At 58.2% G+C, this 16,757-nt stretch carries 12 protein-coding genes; 10 read left to right on the forward strand and 2 right to left on the reverse strand.

Annotation, left to right across the window (positions count from 1 at the left end; translation table 11 throughout):
• Positions 1-195: 195 nt before the first annotated feature.
• Positions 196-1,989: an ABC transporter transmembrane domain-containing protein gene (locus HNQ83_RS06920; protein ID WP_175388366.1), complete on the forward strand. Its 1,794-nt coding sequence runs from the start codon at positions 196-198 to the stop codon at positions 1,987-1,989.
• Between the two features lie 63 nt (positions 1,990-2,052).
• Here the strand turns inward: HNQ83_RS06920 and HNQ83_RS06925 are convergent, their stop codons facing one another.
• On the reverse strand, positions 2,053-3,981 hold the full coding sequence (locus HNQ83_RS06925; RefSeq protein WP_175388266.1) for a transglycosylase SLT domain-containing protein: 1,929 nt from the start codon (positions 3,979-3,981) through the stop codon (positions 2,053-2,055).
• A gap of 213 nt (positions 3,982-4,194) precedes the next feature.
• Here HNQ83_RS06925 and HNQ83_RS06930 point away from each other — a divergent pair, with 213 nt between their 5' ends.
• Entirely contained in the window at positions 4,195-6,114 is a 1,920-nt protein-coding gene (locus HNQ83_RS06930; protein ID WP_175388267.1) for an ATP-binding cassette domain-containing protein, read from the forward strand.
• 187 nt (positions 6,115-6,301) lie between these two features.
• Here HNQ83_RS06930 and HNQ83_RS06935 read toward each other — a convergent pair whose 3' ends face one another.
• Positions 6,302-6,742 (reverse strand): universal stress protein, encoded by a 441-nt coding sequence (locus HNQ83_RS06935; protein WP_175388268.1) that lies wholly within the window; start codon positions 6,740-6,742, stop codon positions 6,302-6,304.
• 104 nt (positions 6,743-6,846) lie between these two features.
• Here HNQ83_RS06935 and HNQ83_RS06940 point away from each other — a divergent pair, with 104 nt between their 5' ends.
• The 8 genes from HNQ83_RS06940 (at position 6,847) to HNQ83_RS06975 (ending at position 16,653) form a co-directional block, all read left to right on the forward strand.
• Positions 6,847-7,284 carry a hypothetical protein gene (locus tag HNQ83_RS06940; protein ID WP_175388269.1) on the forward strand — a complete coding sequence of 146 codons (438 nt, stop codon included), beginning with the start codon at positions 6,847-6,849 and terminating at the stop codon, positions 7,282-7,284.
• A gap of 629 nt (positions 7,285-7,913) precedes the next feature.
• Positions 7,914-10,061 carry a fatty acid oxidation complex subunit alpha FadB gene (fadB, locus tag HNQ83_RS06945; RefSeq protein ID WP_175388270.1) on the forward strand — a complete coding sequence of 716 codons (2,148 nt, stop codon included), beginning with the start codon at positions 7,914-7,916 and terminating at the stop codon, positions 10,059-10,061.
• 29 nt (positions 10,062-10,090) lie between these two features.
• On the forward strand, positions 10,091-11,266 hold the full coding sequence (gene fadA / locus HNQ83_RS06950) for an acetyl-CoA C-acyltransferase FadA (RefSeq protein WP_175388271.1): 1,176 nt from the start codon (positions 10,091-10,093) through the stop codon (positions 11,264-11,266).
• A 99-nt stretch (positions 11,267-11,365) separates the two neighbouring features.
• Positions 11,366-11,602, forward strand: a complete 237-nt coding sequence (locus HNQ83_RS06955) for a DUF1653 domain-containing protein (protein ID WP_007986363.1) — start codon at positions 11,366-11,368, stop codon at positions 11,600-11,602.
• Positions 11,603-11,716: 114 nt separating this feature from the next.
• Positions 11,717-14,344: a type I DNA topoisomerase gene (topA, locus tag HNQ83_RS06960; protein ID WP_175388272.1), complete on the forward strand. Its 2,628-nt coding sequence runs from the start codon at positions 11,717-11,719 to the stop codon at positions 14,342-14,344.
• A 139-nt stretch (positions 14,345-14,483) separates the two neighbouring features.
• Positions 14,484-15,008, forward strand: coding sequence for a DUF6586 family protein (locus tag HNQ83_RS06965; protein WP_175388273.1), 525 nt, complete (start codon positions 14,484-14,486; stop codon positions 15,006-15,008).
• Between the two features lie 49 nt (positions 15,009-15,057).
• Positions 15,058-16,092 carry a hypothetical protein gene (locus tag HNQ83_RS06970; protein ID WP_175388274.1) on the forward strand — a complete coding sequence of 345 codons (1,035 nt, stop codon included), beginning with the start codon at positions 15,058-15,060 and terminating at the stop codon, positions 16,090-16,092.
• A gap of 3 nt (positions 16,093-16,095) precedes the next feature.
• Positions 16,096-16,653: a LemA family protein gene (locus tag HNQ83_RS06975; RefSeq protein ID WP_175388275.1), complete on the forward strand. Its 558-nt coding sequence runs from the start codon at positions 16,096-16,098 to the stop codon at positions 16,651-16,653.
• Positions 16,654-16,757: the final 104 nt, after the last annotated feature.

A 16,757-nucleotide genomic window follows, 5' to 3' on the forward strand; every position in this document is an offset into this window, starting at 1 on the left:
GTGACATCTCCGTGCGACCGTTTCATGGCGGCAACACCAGTCCACCAGAAATGCCGCGACGTTGCCACCCGGACTTTAGACCAATAGCGTCTATGCCCTAGCGTTGGCGGTCATAATTAACCTGACTCATTGTGATTTACCAAGTTCCACCCCATTGAGCGGTGTAGGGTGAACCTGTCAATTGCTCCGCTCTGGATGATGCCAATGCTCTCTGTTCGACACCGCCGTGCGATTCGCCTGGCCAGCCGTTTCATTGCGCCGTATCGCTGGCACGCGTTCGGTGCCTTGCTCGCGCTAGTCGTCACGGCGGGCATTACCTTGTCCATGGGGCAAGGCATCCGCTTGTTGGTGGATCAGGGGTTCATGACGCAGTCGCCGCACCTGCTCAACCAGTCCATCGGCCTGTTCATGCTGCTGGTCATCGGTTTGGCGGTTGGCACTTTCGCGCGGTTTTACCTGGTGTCATGGATCGGTGAGCGCTGTGTTGCGGACATCCGCCGCCAGGTATTCAACCATCTGATTTATCTGCATCCGGGTTTCTACGAAAACAACCGAAGCTCCGAGATCCAGTCACGGCTGACTGCTGATACCACGCTCCTGCAATCGGTGATCGGTTCTTCGCTGTCGATGTTCCTGCGCAATCTGCTGATGGTGATCGGCGGGATCGTGCTGCTGTTTATCACCAACCCCAAACTCACCAGCATCGTAGTGGTCGCCTTGCCACTGGTGATCGCGCCGATCCTGATCTTCGGTCGCCGGGTGCGCAATCTGTCGCGCCTGAGCCAGGACCGGATCGCCGATATTGGCAGTTATGTCTCCGAAACCCTTGGCCAGATCAAGACCGTGCAGGCCTATAACCATCAGGGCCAGGACGAGCGACGTTTCGCCGTGACCGTGGAAGAGGCGTTCGATACCGCGCGCAAGCGCATTTTTCAGCGGGCCTGGCTGATTACCCTGGTGATCGTACTGGTGCTGGGCGCCGTGGGCGTCATGCTCTGGGTGGGCGGCATGGATGTGATTGCCGGGCGGATTTCCGCGGGCGAGCTCGCGGCGTTTGTCTTCTATAGCCTGATCGTCGGCAGTGCGTTCGGCACCTTGAGCGAAGTGATTGGTGAACTGCAGCGCGCGGCAGGCGCGGCGGAGCGGATCGCCGAACTGCTGCGTTCGGAAAACATCATCCTGCCGCCGAGCAAAGATGTGGTGACCTTGCCCCCTCGGGTGAAGGGCGACCTGCTGTTGCAGAACGTGCGTTTTTCCTACCCGTCACGTCCGGAAAGTTATGCGGTCGATGGCTTGAGCCTGACGGTCAGGGCTGGCGAAACCCTGGCGTTGGTCGGTCCGTCCGGTGCTGGCAAGTCGACGGTGTATGACCTGTTGCTGCGCTTCTACGACCCAGCCGAAGGCCGCATCCTGCTGGATGGCGTGCCGCTGACAAGACTTGATCCATTGGACCTGCGCCGCTGCTTCGCCCTGGTCTCGCAAACCCCCGCGCTGTTTTTCGGCAGCATCGAAGACAACATCCGCTATGGCAACCCGACGGCAACGCTGGCCGAGGTTCAGGAGGCGGCAAAGATTGCCTATGCCCACGATTTTATCGAAGCCATGCCCAGTGGTTACCAGACTCATTTGGGCGATGGCGGCCTCGGTTTGTCCGGCGGCCAACGCCAGCGCCTGGCCATCGCCCGGGCGCTGCTGGTGGATGCGCCCATCCTGCTGCTCGACGAAGCCACCAGTGCCCTCGATGCCCAGAGCGAACACCTGATCCAGCAGGCCCTGCCGAGCCTGATGAAAAACCGCACCACCCTGGTCATCGCCCATCGCCTTGCGACGGTCAAAAACGCCGACCGCATCGCGGTGATGGATCAAGGCAAACTGGTGGCGGTGGGTACGCACCAGGAACTGATTGCCAGCAATGCGCTGTATGCGCGGTTGGCGGCGTTGCAGTTCAGTGATGGGCACAACACCGTTCTCGATGAACTGACCGACTGAATCGCACGCAAAAAAATGCCCGCATTTATCGATGCGGGCATTTTTTGTGTCAATTAACGCTGCTTACTGATCATCAAAATACCGTTCATGCCAATCCACCAGCGGTTGCGGTGAGTTGAGCTTCTGGCCGTAGATCACCGAATACGACAGCACGTTTTGTACATACTGGCGGGTTTCGTCGAACGGAATGCTTTCCACCCACACGTCGAAGCTCAAGTGGTCCGCACCGCGCAGCCACTGGCGCACGCGACCGGGGCCAGCATTGTAGGCGGCGGAGGCGAGGACACGGTTGCCGTTGAACTGGCTATGCACCTGGCTCAGGTACGCGGCGCCGAGCTGGATGTTCTTGTCCGGTTCGAACAATTGCTGCGGCGAAGCATAAGGAATGCTGAACTTGCGTGAGGTTTCCTTGGCGGTGGCGGGCATCAGTTGCATCAGGCCGCTGGCACCGACGCTGGAGCGGGCGTCGTCCATGAAGGCGCTTTCCTGGCGGGTAATGGCGAACACCCAGCTCGAATGCAGGCCGCGGTTCTTGGCTTCACGCACCAGTGTATTGCGGTGAGCCATCGGGAAGCGGATATCCAGATCGTCCCAATACTGTGCCTGGCTGATGGTGCGGATAGCCGGGAAATACCATTTCAGGTCGTAGGCCAGTTTTGCCTGGGCGACCATTTCGTCACGGCTGAAGTGCCGGCTGACGTGGTACCACTCGCGACGACCATCGACGATCTGTCCGCGGGCATGGAATTCCAGGGCGCGACGTATACCCGGGGTGTTGCGCACCTTGTTGATGGTCGCCTGGCTCAGTACCAGCGGTTTGTTGATCAGCGAATAGGGCGACTGTGAACGGTCGGCGGCGAGGAACCCATAGAAATCACGCTCGCGAGCAAGATTTTTATAGAGGTTTTGCGCTTCCGGATTCTGCGGTTGTGCCAGTTCCAGGCTGCGGGCCTGCCAGTAGCGCCAACGGTTGGTGGTGGCCAGGTCCTGGGGCAGGCGACGGGTCAACTGGTAGGCATCGTCCCAGCGAGCCAGGCGCAGCAGCAGGCGCAGGCGCCATTCGGACACGGTGTTGTCGCGCAATTCAGGGTCGTACTTGGTCATCACATCCAGCGCGCGGCTGTCGAAGCGGCGCGCGAGCGTCAGGCCGATTTCCCGGGCGATGGCCACTTTTTCGTCGCGGGAGAAGTGCATGCTGCTCGCGTAACCATCGAGCAGTGCCATGGCCTTGTCCGGGTCCTGGCGGGCGAAGCGGCGCAGGCCGAGGCTGACGATATCCGACATCGGTTCGTCGGCCGGGGTGAAGCGCGACGGCTGGCTGAGCAATTCCGGTTTTTGCGCCACGTCGATCAACAGGCGACCGCGAGGGGCGAGGGTGGTCAGGCCATTGACCAGGCTGTTGGCCAGCGGGTAGTTGCGTGCCTGGGCGGCGAGTTTGGCGCGCTCCCAGCGTTTCTGTTCGGTCAACTGGCCTTCGGCGGCCCACATGCCGAACAGTGCATCGCAGGCCTCGGGCTGGGATTTGCCGGTCAGCCAGAGCTTGTTGGCGTTGGCGTAGCCTTCGGACTTGAGGTTGTGGCTGATCTGATACTGCGCGTTCAGGCAGTCCAGTTCAGTGAAATTCATTTTGGGGTCGTAGTACCTGACGAAGGTTGCCCAGTCCCCGCGATCGGCCAGCCAGCGCAACCAGCGCAGTTTCATCCAGTTGGCTTGCGGCAGATCGCCGTGTTCGGCGAGGAATTTTTCGATTTCGGCGTTGCTCGCGGTTTTCAGTCGTGCGGTCAGCTCGTCATACGCCAGATACGGCTCCAGCGGATAGTCGGCCAGGGCCTGGCTGTAACGGAAATAGGGGCCGGTATCGCCCTTGGCCAGGGCGCGCTTGGCCTCATCGTAATATTGGCGTTGGGTGGACAGGTCCACCGCCTGGGCGGATTGAATGGCAGCGGCAGAAAGTAAAAAACAGGACAAAAGATTGAGAAGGCGACTGCGCATGAGACGTCCGGACAGAAAAACCATGACAAGTGCTGGCGATGCCCACACTGAATTATCCGTAGCTTAGCCTTTTGCCAGCAGCGGGCGAAAGCTTTGCGGGCCTGTCTGCATCAGTTCGCAACATTTGTTGTGCAGAGTGCTTCGACAGTGAAATTGCCGGCCTTCTGAAGCCTCGATTCAGGTAGAATGCGCGCCCGGTTTTTGGAGAAGCTCATGACCCTGCTCAAATTCAGCGATGTGTCCCTTGCTTTCGGCGCTATGCCGTTGTTGGACAAGGTGTCCTGGCAGATCGCCCGTGGAGAGCGGGTGTGCATCATCGGCCGCAACGGCACTGGCAAGTCCAGCATGATGAAGCTCGTCAAGGGCGACCAGAAGCCCGACGACGGCTCCGTTTGGCGCGCACCCGGCCTCAAGATTGGCGAATTGCCGCAAGAATTGCCGGTAGCCGACGAGCGGACGGTGTTCGACGTAGTGGCCGAAGGCCTTGACGGTGTCGGTGCGTTGCTTGCCGAATATCACCACCTGAGTCAGAACATCGTCACCGACGCCGACCTGGACAAGCTGATGCACGTCCAGCACGACCTCGAAGCCCGCGATGGCTGGCGTTTGCAGACCCTGGTCGACAGCACCCTCAGCCGCCTGCAGCTGCCAGCCGACAAGACCCTCGCCGAATTGTCCGGCGGCTGGCGTCGTCGCGTCCTGCTGGCCCAGGCCCTGGTGTCCGAACCGGATCTGCTGCTGCTCGACGAACCGACCAACCACCTGGACATCGGTGCGATCGCCTGGCTCGAAGAAGCCCTGAAGGATTTCCAGGGCGCCGTGTTGTTCATCACCCACGACCGTTCCTTTCTGCAAAACCTTGCGACCCGCATTCTTGAGCTGGACCGTGGTGGCCTGATCGACTGGAACGGCGACTACGCCAGTTTCCTCGTACACAAGGAAGCCGCACTCGCTGCCGAAGAAACCGCCAACGCGTTGTTCGACAAGCGTCTTGCCCAGGAAGAAGTGTGGATTCGCCAGGGCATCAAGGCCCGGCGCACCCGTAACGAAGGTCGTGTGCGTGCCTTGAAGGCCCTGCGCGTCGAACGCAGCGAGCGTCGTGAGCGCACCGGCAAGGCCAACATCCAGCTGGAAACCGCCGACAAGTCCGGCAAGCAGGTGATGGTGCTCGAGAATGTGAGCTTCGCTCACCCGGGCGGGCCGTTCCTGATCAAGGATTTCTCCATGGTGCTGCAGCGCGGCGACCGTATCGGTCTGCTTGGCGCCAACGGCACCGGCAAGACCACGTTGCTGAAGCTGATGCTCAGCGGCTTGCAGCCGACCAGCGGCAAAGTGGAAGAGGGGACGAAGATCGACGTCGCCTACTTCGACCAGTTGCGTCATCAGCTGGATCTGGAAAAGACCGTGATCGACAACGTCGCCGAAGGCCGAGATTTCATCGACATCGACGGCCAGAGCCGCCACGTACTGAGCTACCTCGGCGACTTCCTGTTCAGCCCGCAGCGTGCCCGCACGCCAGTCAAGGCGCTGTCCGGTGGTGAGCGTGCCCGTCTGTTGCTGGCCAAGCTGTTCAGCAAGCCGGCGAACCTGCTGGTCCTCGACGAACCGACCAACGACCTCGACGTTGAAACCCTCGAGCTGCTGGAAGAGGTCTTGCTGACGTTCAACGGCACCGTGCTGATGGTCAGCCACGACCGGGCATTCCTCGACAACGTGGTGACCAGTACGTTGGTTTTCGAGGGCGAAGGCAAGGTTCGTGAATACGTCGGCGGTTATCAGGACTGGCTGCGCCAAGGTGGTTCGCCGCGTCTGTTGGGTGTGACTGAAAGCAAATCCGGCAAGGCCGATTTGAACTCCGCCGTGGTCAAGGCCGAGCCTGCGCCGGTTGCGGTAGCTGTCGAAGCGCCAGTGGCCAAGAAGAAGCTCAGCTACAAGTTGCAGCGCGAGCTGGAAGCGTTGCCAGGGCAGATCGAAGCGATGGAGCAGCAGATTGCTTCTGTTGAGGCTCAGATGGCGGATGCCGGTTTCTACCTGCGTCCGGCGGCGGAAACTGCAGCGGTGATCGAACAATTGTCGCAGCTTCAGGCTGAACTCGACGTGATGGTCGAGCGCTGGGCCGAACTGGATGCGTGATTGATCCTGCCATGAAAAAGCCCGGCATTCAGTGATGAATGCCGGGCTTTTCATATGTACTGCAATCGATTCCCTGTAGGAGCGAGCTCGCTCGCGATGAACCAGAGAACACCAAAGGGCATCAGGCTTCCCGCGTCATCGTTGACGACCATCGCGAGCGAGCTCGCTCCTACAAGGGGCAGCGTTGTCAGCTTTTGCTTTGCAGGCGCACCGCCAGTACGTCGCAGGGCGCGCCGTGCAGCACATCGTTGGCGGTCGAGCCCAGCAGCAGTGCCAGGCCATGTCGCCCGTGACTGCCGACCACTATCATGTCGCACCCTTGCTCCTTGGCCAGGTGGTGAATTTCCTGGCGTGGCTGGCCGTAGGTCAGGTGGCTGTATTCCCTGGAAAGCTCCGGATACTTCACGATCAACCGGTCGAGGCGTTCCTTGGCCTGGTCGAACTGCTGTTGTTGCAGTTGTGACAGGTCCATTGGCACGTCGCCGCCAAAGGCCATCGCCATCGGCTCGACAATGTGCACCAGGGACAATTTCGCGCCGTTGCTAACCGACAGTTCGCGAGCACGGTGTATTACAGGGTCGCACTCTTCGGTTAGATCTACAGCGACCAGAATATGGTTGTAGGGCATGAGGTGCTCCTCCTGAGGAACGCAATATTGGTAAGTATGGCTGGTTTCAAGCGCATCGGTTCCAAAGTGATCGAATGCGCTCATTCAAAATCGGGAGTACAGATATGACGGTCTGGATAGTGGTGTCAATCCTGCTGGTGGTGCTCAGCCCCCTGGCGTGGTTGCGACCGTCTCGTCACCAGAGTGGCCGCATGGCGCTGCGCATGGAGGCTCGTCGCATTGGGCTGGCCATGCAATTGGCGCCTCAAGAGTGGCCGCACTGGCTTGGCCAGGAGCCGCCAAACCCTTGTGCGCAGTACCATCGGCCACGACGCGGCACCCAGCCTGCCTGCTGGAGTTACTGGCAAAAATCACCGGGTCTGTGGGTGAATCAGTGGCAGGAAATCTGCGAGGATCAGGTGCTGCTCAATCATTTCGAAAAATTGCCGGATAACGTCTACAAAGTCGAAGCCGACAAGCAAATGATCGCCTTGTATTGGGGCGAGAAGGGTGAGGCCGAGGTTTTGCAGCACATCGACGCCACCCTCAAAGCCCTCGCCTGATCCCCGATCTCCTGTAGGAGCGAGCTTGCTCGCGATGGTCGTCAATGATGGCGCTTGAAATCTGGCACTCCGTGGTGTTCTCAGGTTTTTCGCGAGCAGGCTCGCTCCCACAGAGACGCGCCATAGCCATTTTTCCCAGGCAATAAAAAGCCCGACAACATCATCGGGCGGGGGTTGGCCAGGCAGGCCGGTAATCCGGGTTTGGGCTGATCCTGCGCTTGGCATTCGCCAAAAGCGTTCACAATTTCCCTGAAGTTCCGCCAGCATAGCCTGTTAAACAAAGGCTGCAGTGAATTAGGGCGACTTTTCTAAAGATTGATCCTATGAATGTTTGCACATGCAGCCGCGTGTTGCAGGCCTTCGTCTTACAGAAATGACCGCAAAGTCGCATTTCAACCCGCATTTTGGGCGATTGACAATTGTCGGAAATTCCGTGAAGGTGGCGTACCCAAATCAAACGGGCGTATGAATTGAGCGTTTGTTTACAGAACGCTCCTACAGAATCCCGACTATCGCGTTGGCGGGTGTGCCGGGTGGATAGGCGTAGCATTGACGATTGACGTCCCTGCCGAGCCATTCGCCTGCGTCCGACGTGTACTGTTCAGCTTCCATATCGTGGAGATCAGTTGATGATTTACGAAGGTAAAGCCATCACGGTTAAGGCTCTTGAAAGTGGCATCGTCGAACTGAAGTTCGATCTCAAGGGTGAGTCCGTCAACAAGTTCAACCGTCTAACCCTGAACGAACTGCGTCAGGCCGTGGACGCCATCAAGGCAGATGCTTCGATCAAGGGTGTGATCGTCAGCAGTGGCAAGGACGTCTTCATCGTCGGCGCCGACATCACCGAATTTGTCGACAACTTCAAGCTGCCGGATGCAGAGCTTGTTGCTGGCAACCTCGAAGCCAACAGGATTTTCAGCGATTTCGAAGACCTCAACGTCCCGACTGTTGTCGCGATCAATGGCATCGCATTGGGTGGCGGTCTGGAAATGTGCCTAGCGGCGGACTACCGCGTCATGTCCACCAAGGCCAAGATCGGCCTGCCGGAAGTCAAGCTGGGCATCTACCCGGGCTTCGGCGGTACCGTGCGTCTGCCGCGTTTGATCGGTGCCGACAACGCCATCGAGTGGATTGCCGCCGGCAAGGAAAACCGTCCTGAAGACGCGCTGAAAGTCGGCGCCGTCGATGCCGTGGTTGCCCCTGAAAAGCTGCAGGATGCTGCGCTGGAACTGATCAAGCGCGCCATTTCCGGCGAGTTCGATTACAAGGCCAAGCGCCAGCCGAAGCTTGAGAAACTCAAGCTGAACGCCATTGAACAAATGATGGCTTTCGAAACCGCCAAAGGTTTCGTGGCCGGCCAGGCAGGTCCGAACTACCCGGCCCCGGTCGAAGCGATCAAGACGATCCAGAAAGCTGCGAACTTCGGTCGCGACAAGGCGCTGGAAGTCGAAGCCGCCGGTTTCGTCAAACTGGCCAAGACCTCTGCCGCGCAGAGCCTGATCGGTCTGTTCCTGAACGACCAGGAACTGAAGAAAAAGGCCAAGGCCTACGACGAAATCGCCAAGGACGTGAAGCAGGCCGCCGTACTGGGTGCTGGCATCATGGGTGGCGGCATCGCTTATCAGTCGGCTTCCAAAGGCACGCCGATCCTGATGAAGGACATCAACGAACACGGTATCGAGCAGGGTCTGGCCGAAGCCGCCAAGCTACTGGTTGGCCGTGTCGAAAAAGGCCGCATGACCGCCGCGAAAATGGCTGAAGTGCTCAACGGCATTCGTCCGACCCTGTCCTACGGTGACTTCGGTCACGTCGACCTGGTGGTTGAAGCCGTCGTCGAGAACCCGAAGGTCAAGCAAGCCGTTCTGGCGGAAGTCGAAGCCCAGGTCAAAGAGGACACCATCCTCGCCTCGAATACCTCGACCATTTCCATCAGCCTGTTGGCCAAGGCCCTCAAGCGTCCGGAAAACTTCGTCGGCATGCACTTCTTCAACCCGGTGCACATGATGCCGCTGGTGGAAGTGATTCGTGGCGAGAAGTCCAGCGAACTGGCCGTTGCCACCACCGTTGCCTACGCCAAGAAAATGGGCAAGAACCCGATCGTGGTCAATGACTGCCCGGGCTTCCTGGTCAACCGCGTACTGTTCCCGTACTTCGGCGGTTTCGCCAAGCTGGTCAGCGCTGGTGTGGACTTCGTCCGTATCGACAAGGTCATGGAAAAATTCGGCTGGCCGATGGGCCCGGCGTACCTGATGGACGTGGTCGGCATCGACACCGGCCACCACGGTCGTGACGTGATGGCTGAAGGCTTCCCGGACCGCATGAAAGACGATAGTCGTTCGGCCGTGGACGTGCTCTACGAAGCCAAGCGCCTAGGCCAGAAGAACGGCAAGGGCTTCTACGCCTACGAGACCGACAAGAAGGGCAAGCAGAAGAAAGTTGCCGATCCGTCGGTGCTGGAAGTGCTCAAGCCAATCGTCTTTGAACAGCGCGAAGTCACTGACGAAGACATCATCAACTGGATGATGATCCCGCTGTGCCTGGAAACCGTGCGTTGCCTGGAAGACGGCATTGTCGAAACCGCTGCCGAAGCCGACATGGGTCTGGTCTACGGTATTGGTTTCCCTCCATTCCGTGGCGGTGCGCTGCGCTACATCGACTCGATCGGTGTTGCCGAGTTCGTTGCCCTGGCTGACCAGTACGCTGATTTGGGCGCGCTGTACCACCCGACCGCGAAGCTGCGCGAAATGGCCAAAAACGGCCAGCGCTTTTTCGGTTAAGCGCCCCCAACTAGAGTGAGAGTGAACTTATGAGCTTGAATCCTAGAGACGTCGTGATTGTCGACTTCGGTCGTACTCCGATGGGCCGCTCCAAGGGCGGCATGCACCGCAACACCCGTGCTGAAGACATGTCGGCGCACCTGATCAGCAAGCTGCTGGAGCGCAACGTCAAGGTCGACCCTAACGAAGTCGAGGACGTGATCTGGGGCTGTGTGAACCAGACCCTGGAGCAGGGCTGGAACATCGCCCGCATGGCGTCACTGATGACCCAGATCCCGCACACCTCGGCCGGCCAGACCGTCAGCCGTCTGTGTGGCTCGTCCATGAGCGCGCTGCACACTGCCGCTCAGGCGATCATGACTGGCAACGGTGACGTATTCGTCGTCGGCGGCGTCGAGCATATGGGCCACGTGAGCATGATGCACGGTGTCGATCCGAACCCGCACATGTCCCTGTACGCGGCGAAAGCCTCGGGCATGATGGGCCTGACCGCAGAAATGCTGGGCAAGATGCACGGCATCACTCGCGAGCAGCAGGACGCTTTCGGCATGCGCTCCCACCAACTCGCCCACAAGGCGACCGTGGAAGGCAAGTTCAAAGACGAAATCATCCCGATGCAGGGTTATGACGAGAACGGTTTCCTGAAACTGTTCGACTACGACGAGACCATTCGTCCGGAAACCACCCTGGAAAGCCTGGCGTCGTTGAAGCCAGCGTTTAACCCGAAGGGCGGTACCGTGACTGCCGGTACTTCGTCGCAGATCACCGATGGTGCTTCGTGCATGATCGTGATGTCGGCGCAGCGTGCACAGGACCTGGGCATCCAGCCTATGGCGGTGATTCGCTCGATGGCGGTGGCAGGTGTGGACCCGGCGATCATGGGCTATGGTCCAGTACCGGCCACACAAAAAGCATTGAAGCGCGCGGGCCTTGGCATCAACGATATCGACTTCTTCGAGCTCAACGAAGCTTTCGCCGCACAGGCCCTGCCAGTGCTGAAAGATCTGAAAGTGCTCGACAAGATGAACGAGAAGGTTAACCTGCACGGCGGCGCGATCGCCCTGGGTCACCCGTTCGGTTGTTCCGGTGCGCGTATCTCCGGCACTTTGCTCAATGTGATGAAGCAAAATGGCGGCACCTTTGGGGTAGCCACCATGTGCATTGGTCTCGGCCAAGGCATCTCCACCGTCTTCGAACGCGTTTAAGCGTTTCGTTGACGGAAGCCGGGGCCAAGTGCCCCGGTTTTTGTTTTTCCGGATTTATTTTTGTTTTTATTTTGAAAAAATTTGAGTGAGGGCCGAAGCATGCCGATACAACCTGGGCTCTACCAACATTACAAAGGTCCTCAGTACCGTGTGTTCAGTGTCGCGCGGCATTCGGAAACCGAGGAAGAAGTGGTCTTCTACCAAGCCCTGTATGGCGATTACGGCTTTTGGGTGCGTCCCTTGAGCATGTTCCTGGAGTCGGTCGAAGTTGACGGCGAACAGGTCCCACGCTTTGCTTTGGTGCAAGCCGAAGAGAGCCTTTTTACAAAGCCATAAGCTGAGTGCGCGCAATACCCTGCGCTTGACCTCACCTTGTAGCCACTATATATAGCGGTGCCGCGTCAGGCGCCAACCGCCTTTCACTTCTAGAATTCAGGAATTTTCTGATCCATGGGCAAATCGCTGGTCATTGTGGAATCCCCGGCTAAGGCCAAGACCATCAACAAGTATTTGGGCAACGAATACGTGGTGAAGTCGAGTATCGGCCATATCCGAGACCTGCCCACCAGCGGTTCGGCTAGCGCCAGCAAAGAGCCAGCCGCCAAGCGCGGCAAGGCTGCTGCGGGTGAAGCGCCGGCCTTGTCGCCGAAAGAAAAGGCGCGCAAGCAGCTGGTCGCTCGCATGGGGGTCGATCCCGATCATGGCTGGAAAGCCAAGTACGAGATCCTTCCAGGCAAGGAAAAGGTCATCGAAGAGCTGCGCCGGCTCGCCAAGGATGCTGACACCATCTATCTCGCAACCGACTTGGATCGCGAGGGGGAAGCCATTGCCTGGCACCTGCGCGAAGCCATCGGTGGTGACGACAGCCGCTACAAACGCGTGGTGTTCAACGAAATCACCAAGAAGGCGATCCAGGAAGCCTTCTCCCAGCCAGGCGAGCTGGACATCGACCGTGTCAACGCCCAGCAGGCGCGTCGTTTCCTCGATCGCGTGGTGGGTTACATGGTTTCGCCATTGCTGTGGGCCAAGATCGCTCGTGGTCTGTCCGCTGGCCGTGTGCAGTCGGTTGCGGTGAAGCTTGTGGTCGAGCGTGAGCGTGAAATTCGCGCGTTCATTCCGGAAGAGTACTGGGAAGTTCACGCCGACCTCGGCACCGCCAAGGGCGCCACCGTGCGTTTCGACGTCGCGCGCGAGAAGGGCGAGGCGTTCAAGCCGCTGAACGAAGCCCAGGCCATGGCCGCGCTGGAGAAGCTCAAGGCTTCCAGCTACAGCATCGTCAAGCGTGAAGACAAGCCGACCAGCAGCAAGCCGTCGGCACCGTTCATCACCTCCACCCTGCAGCAGGCCGCGAGCAACCGCCTGGGCTTCGGTGTGAAGAAAACCATGATGATGGCCCAGCGTTTGTACGAAGCCGGCTACATCACCTATATGCGTACCGACTCCACCAACCTCTCGGCTGATGCCGTGGCGATGGCGCGTACCTATATTGAAGGCGAGTTCGGCAAGAAGTACCTGCCGGACACTCCGAACGTCTACAGCAGCAAGGAAGGCGCCCAGGAGGCTCACGAAGCGATTCGTCCGTCCGACGCCAACACCGAGCCGAGCAAGCTGTCGGGCATGGAGCGTGACGCAGAGCGGCTCTACGAGCTGATCTGGCGCCAGTTCCTCGCTTGCCAGATGCTGCCGGCGCAATACCTGTCGACCACGGTCACCGTGGGCGCCGGCGACTTCGAGCTGCGTGCCAAGGGCCGTATTCTCAAGTTCGACGGTTACACCCGTGTCATGCCGCAAATCGCCAAGCCCGGCGATGACGATGTGCTGCCGGACATGGCCCAGGGCGACGCGATGAAGCTGATCAAGCTTGATCCAACCCAGCATTTCACCAAGCCGCCGGCGCGTTACTCGGAAGCCAGCCTGGTCAAGGAAATGGAAAAACGCGGCATCGGTCGTCCTTCGACCTATGCGGCGATCATTTCCACTATTCAGGATCGCGGCTACGTGGCGTTGCACAACCGTCGTTTCTATTCGGAAAAGATGGGCGACATCGTCACCGAGCGTCTGGCCGAGAGCTTCTCCAACCTCATGGACTACGGCTTCACCGCCGGCATGGAAGAGCATCTCGATGACGTGGCCCAGGGCGAGCGCGACTGGAAAAACGTACTCGACGAGTTCTATGGCGACTTCAAGAAAAAACTCGAAGTGGCCGAGAGCCCGGACAACGGCATGCGTGCCAACCAGCCGGTGATGACCGATATTCCGTGCACAACCTGTGGCCGTCCGATGCAGATTCGCACTGCGTCCACCGGCGTGTTCCTCGGTTGCTCGGGTTACAGCCTGCCGCCAAAAGAACGCTGCAAGGCCACCGTCAACCTGGTGCCGGGCGATGAAATCGCCGCGGATGACGAAGGTGAATCGGAGTCGCTGGTTCTGCGTGGCAAGCATCGCTGCCCGATCTGCAGCACCGCGATGGATGCCTACCTGCTCGACGAGAAGCGCAAGCTGCACATCTGCGGTAATAACCCGGATTGTGACGGCTACGAAATCGAGGAAGGTGTTTACCGCATCAAGGGCTATGAAGGTCCGAGCCTGGAATGTGACAAGTGCGGTAGCGAGATGCAGCTCAAGACTGGCCGTTTCGGCAAGTTCTTCGGTTGCACCAATGCGACCTGCAAGAACACCCGCAAACTGCTGAAGAGCGGTGATGCGGCGCCGCCGAAGATGGATCCGGTGAAGATGCCTGAGCTGAAATGCGAAAAGGTCAACGACACCTACATCCTGCGCGACGGTGCTTCAGGCCTGTTCCTGGCGGCCAGCCAGTTCCCGAAAAACCGCGAGACCCGTGCTCCGCTGGTGATGGAAATCATTCCACACAAGGATGAAATCGATCCGAAGTATCACTTCCTGTGTGAAGCGCCAAAGAAAGATCCGGATGGCCTCCCAGCCGTGATCCGTTACAGCCGCAAGACCAAGGAGCAATACGTGCAGACGGAAGTCGACGGTAAACCGACTGGCTGGAAAGCGTATTACGATGGTGGCAAATGGACCGTTGAAGATAAGCGCCCCGCCGCGAAGTCCTGACAGGCCCTGTACAGAAAAGGCCGCATGAAACCCTCGGGTTTTCATGCGGCCTTTTTGTTTTGGGCTTGCGGTGGAGTTGGGTCATCCACGACACTGTCAGACTTGCGTGAAGCATCATTTCGTTGTGGAGGCTGCCGTCATGGCCCACGAACTTTATACCCGCACCAACCAGAAGATTTATTTCGCCGGCCTGTCGCTGGAAGCGCTCGCCAGGGCTGAAGAGGGGCGGGCGATGAATTCCCTGGCCCTGATTCAGGCTGGCCGCGAATCGGCGTTGTTTCACCTGTACGGGGCCCTGTTGGGGTTGTGCCATGAAATCGCCGGCTTCTATCGGTTGCCCCAGGCGAATGCATCCCGGGCCGAATCGCTGCTTACCCGAGAAGTACTGGAAAGCATCGCCATTCCTGAAATGGCCGAGATGGTCGAACTGGCCAATAACCCGGAAACCTGGTTGGCCAAGCTGCTGGCGGCTCATGCCACGCTGTTTCAGCCGCCACGAGTGCCGCACAAGCCCAAGGGTGACGTGACACAACCGTTGATTCAGGCCGTAAACCTGGATGAAGAAGAGGCACCTCAGGAATTGAGCCGTGAGGAGCTGGAGAGCTGGCGTCAGAACCTCAAAAGCCTGGCGATTCGCTTTCGCGAAGGCTTGAACGAGTGCTGAACCCATAACGGCATCGGTACCTGCGTTTTTTATTCTTCAGGGATGAAGCATGTCTACGGTTTTACATAACAAAAAGCTGCGTCAGTTGATTGAACAATGTGACGCTCGTGTCGAAGCGGCCACAAACAAGACCGATTTGCTTGATGTGATTAAGCAATTGAGGTCATTTGGCGAGGTATTGGCGTTCGATAACTCGACCCCAAAGTTGTTTCTGTACGTTGGTTTGGCTTTGGTAGCAGCGGCACTGCTTTTCGTGCCATTTATCGTGCTGGGCATCGCCTTTCTGATAGGTGGCTGGTTGGTGATGGAGAACAGATCTGGTGCGATCGAAGCGCTTTCGAGAGACCTCATCCACAAATCATCATTGCTCACCCATGGACTGACTGAGCGTTTCAAGCCCGACGTGAAGGTGCTTGAAGCGTTGGCCGGTGAGTTCAAGGATTTCCGTAGGGGCTCCTATAGCCGGACGATTCTGAGGACCGCGCAGGGTATTTACCCGGGAGCGGTTCATGAGTTGTCCTTCAACTATCAGAGCTTGCAATATGTAGATCGGGAAACCTACAAGGTCAACGTACCGGATGGCGCGGGTGGTACCAAGGAAGAAACCAGAACGCGCGATCTTGAATTTGCCCGTTTCAGTCTGGTGTTTGATTTTCCGTGGGTCAAAAATGTGGCCGTGCGCGGCGACCAACATCGAGCTGTGGACCTTGAGGACGCCCTGGATACAGCCTCCAATGAATTCAACAAGGCTTTTTGCCTGACTGGCGCGAACCAGATGGCCTGCGCTGTTTTTGCAAAGCCTGCAACTGTGCTGCATCTCCTGCAACTTCGTCAGCAATTCAGCGACGTCAATCTGGAATTCTCCGGACACGGTCGGCTGTGTCTTGGTTTCAGCGATCCTGATTTATTGGCATCAGCCGCAACCGATGGATTCAATGATTTGCAAGCCTTGGAGCAGCATGTTGAGGCGGGGATTCGAATGCCTCGTCTGGATTTTTTACTTTCATGGGTGCACCGTCTGGCCGAACTGCAGGACGACAACTTTGCGCTTTCACCAAAATCTTTGAAAAGCATGGAGCATTAAACGATGGGGTTTCTATTGGTTGTCACGGCGATAGTCGGGATCTACTTCTGGATCTGCTACAACCGTATCATTGGGCGTCATAACCGGGCTCAACGCGCTTGGGCCGATGTCCTTGTCTATGAGCGTCAGAAAACCAGAGTGCTTGATTTGCTTGAGCAGCAAGTCAGGAGCTTCAAAGAGTACGAGAGTGCGCTGCTGGAAAAGATCACGGGGCTGCGCTCGGCTATTGGCAAATTGCCACAAGAAGCCAACGGGGATGCTCTTGCGCCGGTGCAGAAAGGGACTCGGGATTTGATCGCGGGAATGGCTGTGGCATTTGAGGCTTACCCAGAGCTCAAGTCCAGCGAGCTGGTTAACAGTTTCATGCGGGAAATAACTGAGCAGCAAGACAATATCGGCGCGGCTATCACGATCTTCAATGGCGCCGTGGAGGTATTCAATAACTCCATCCAGATGTTCCCTAACTCCTTCGTTAACAGCTGCCTGAACAAAAAATCGGTGATCGTTCCATTTGCCGACTCCCAAGCGTCAGCGGCCTTTGAGTACAAGCCGAATTTTTGAAGGGTATGGAGCGGTATGCGCGTCTGGCTGGGAGTGATCGCAGGAGATTTCTTGTAATGGCTGGTCGATTACCGTTCCTCAAGATCCCGAGCGAAGCTTGGCCG

The sequence above is a fragment of the Pseudomonas sp. C2B4 genome (assembly GCF_013359695.1).
In the GTDB taxonomy this organism is placed as follows: domain Bacteria; phylum Pseudomonadota; class Gammaproteobacteria; order Pseudomonadales; family Pseudomonadaceae; genus Aquipseudomonas.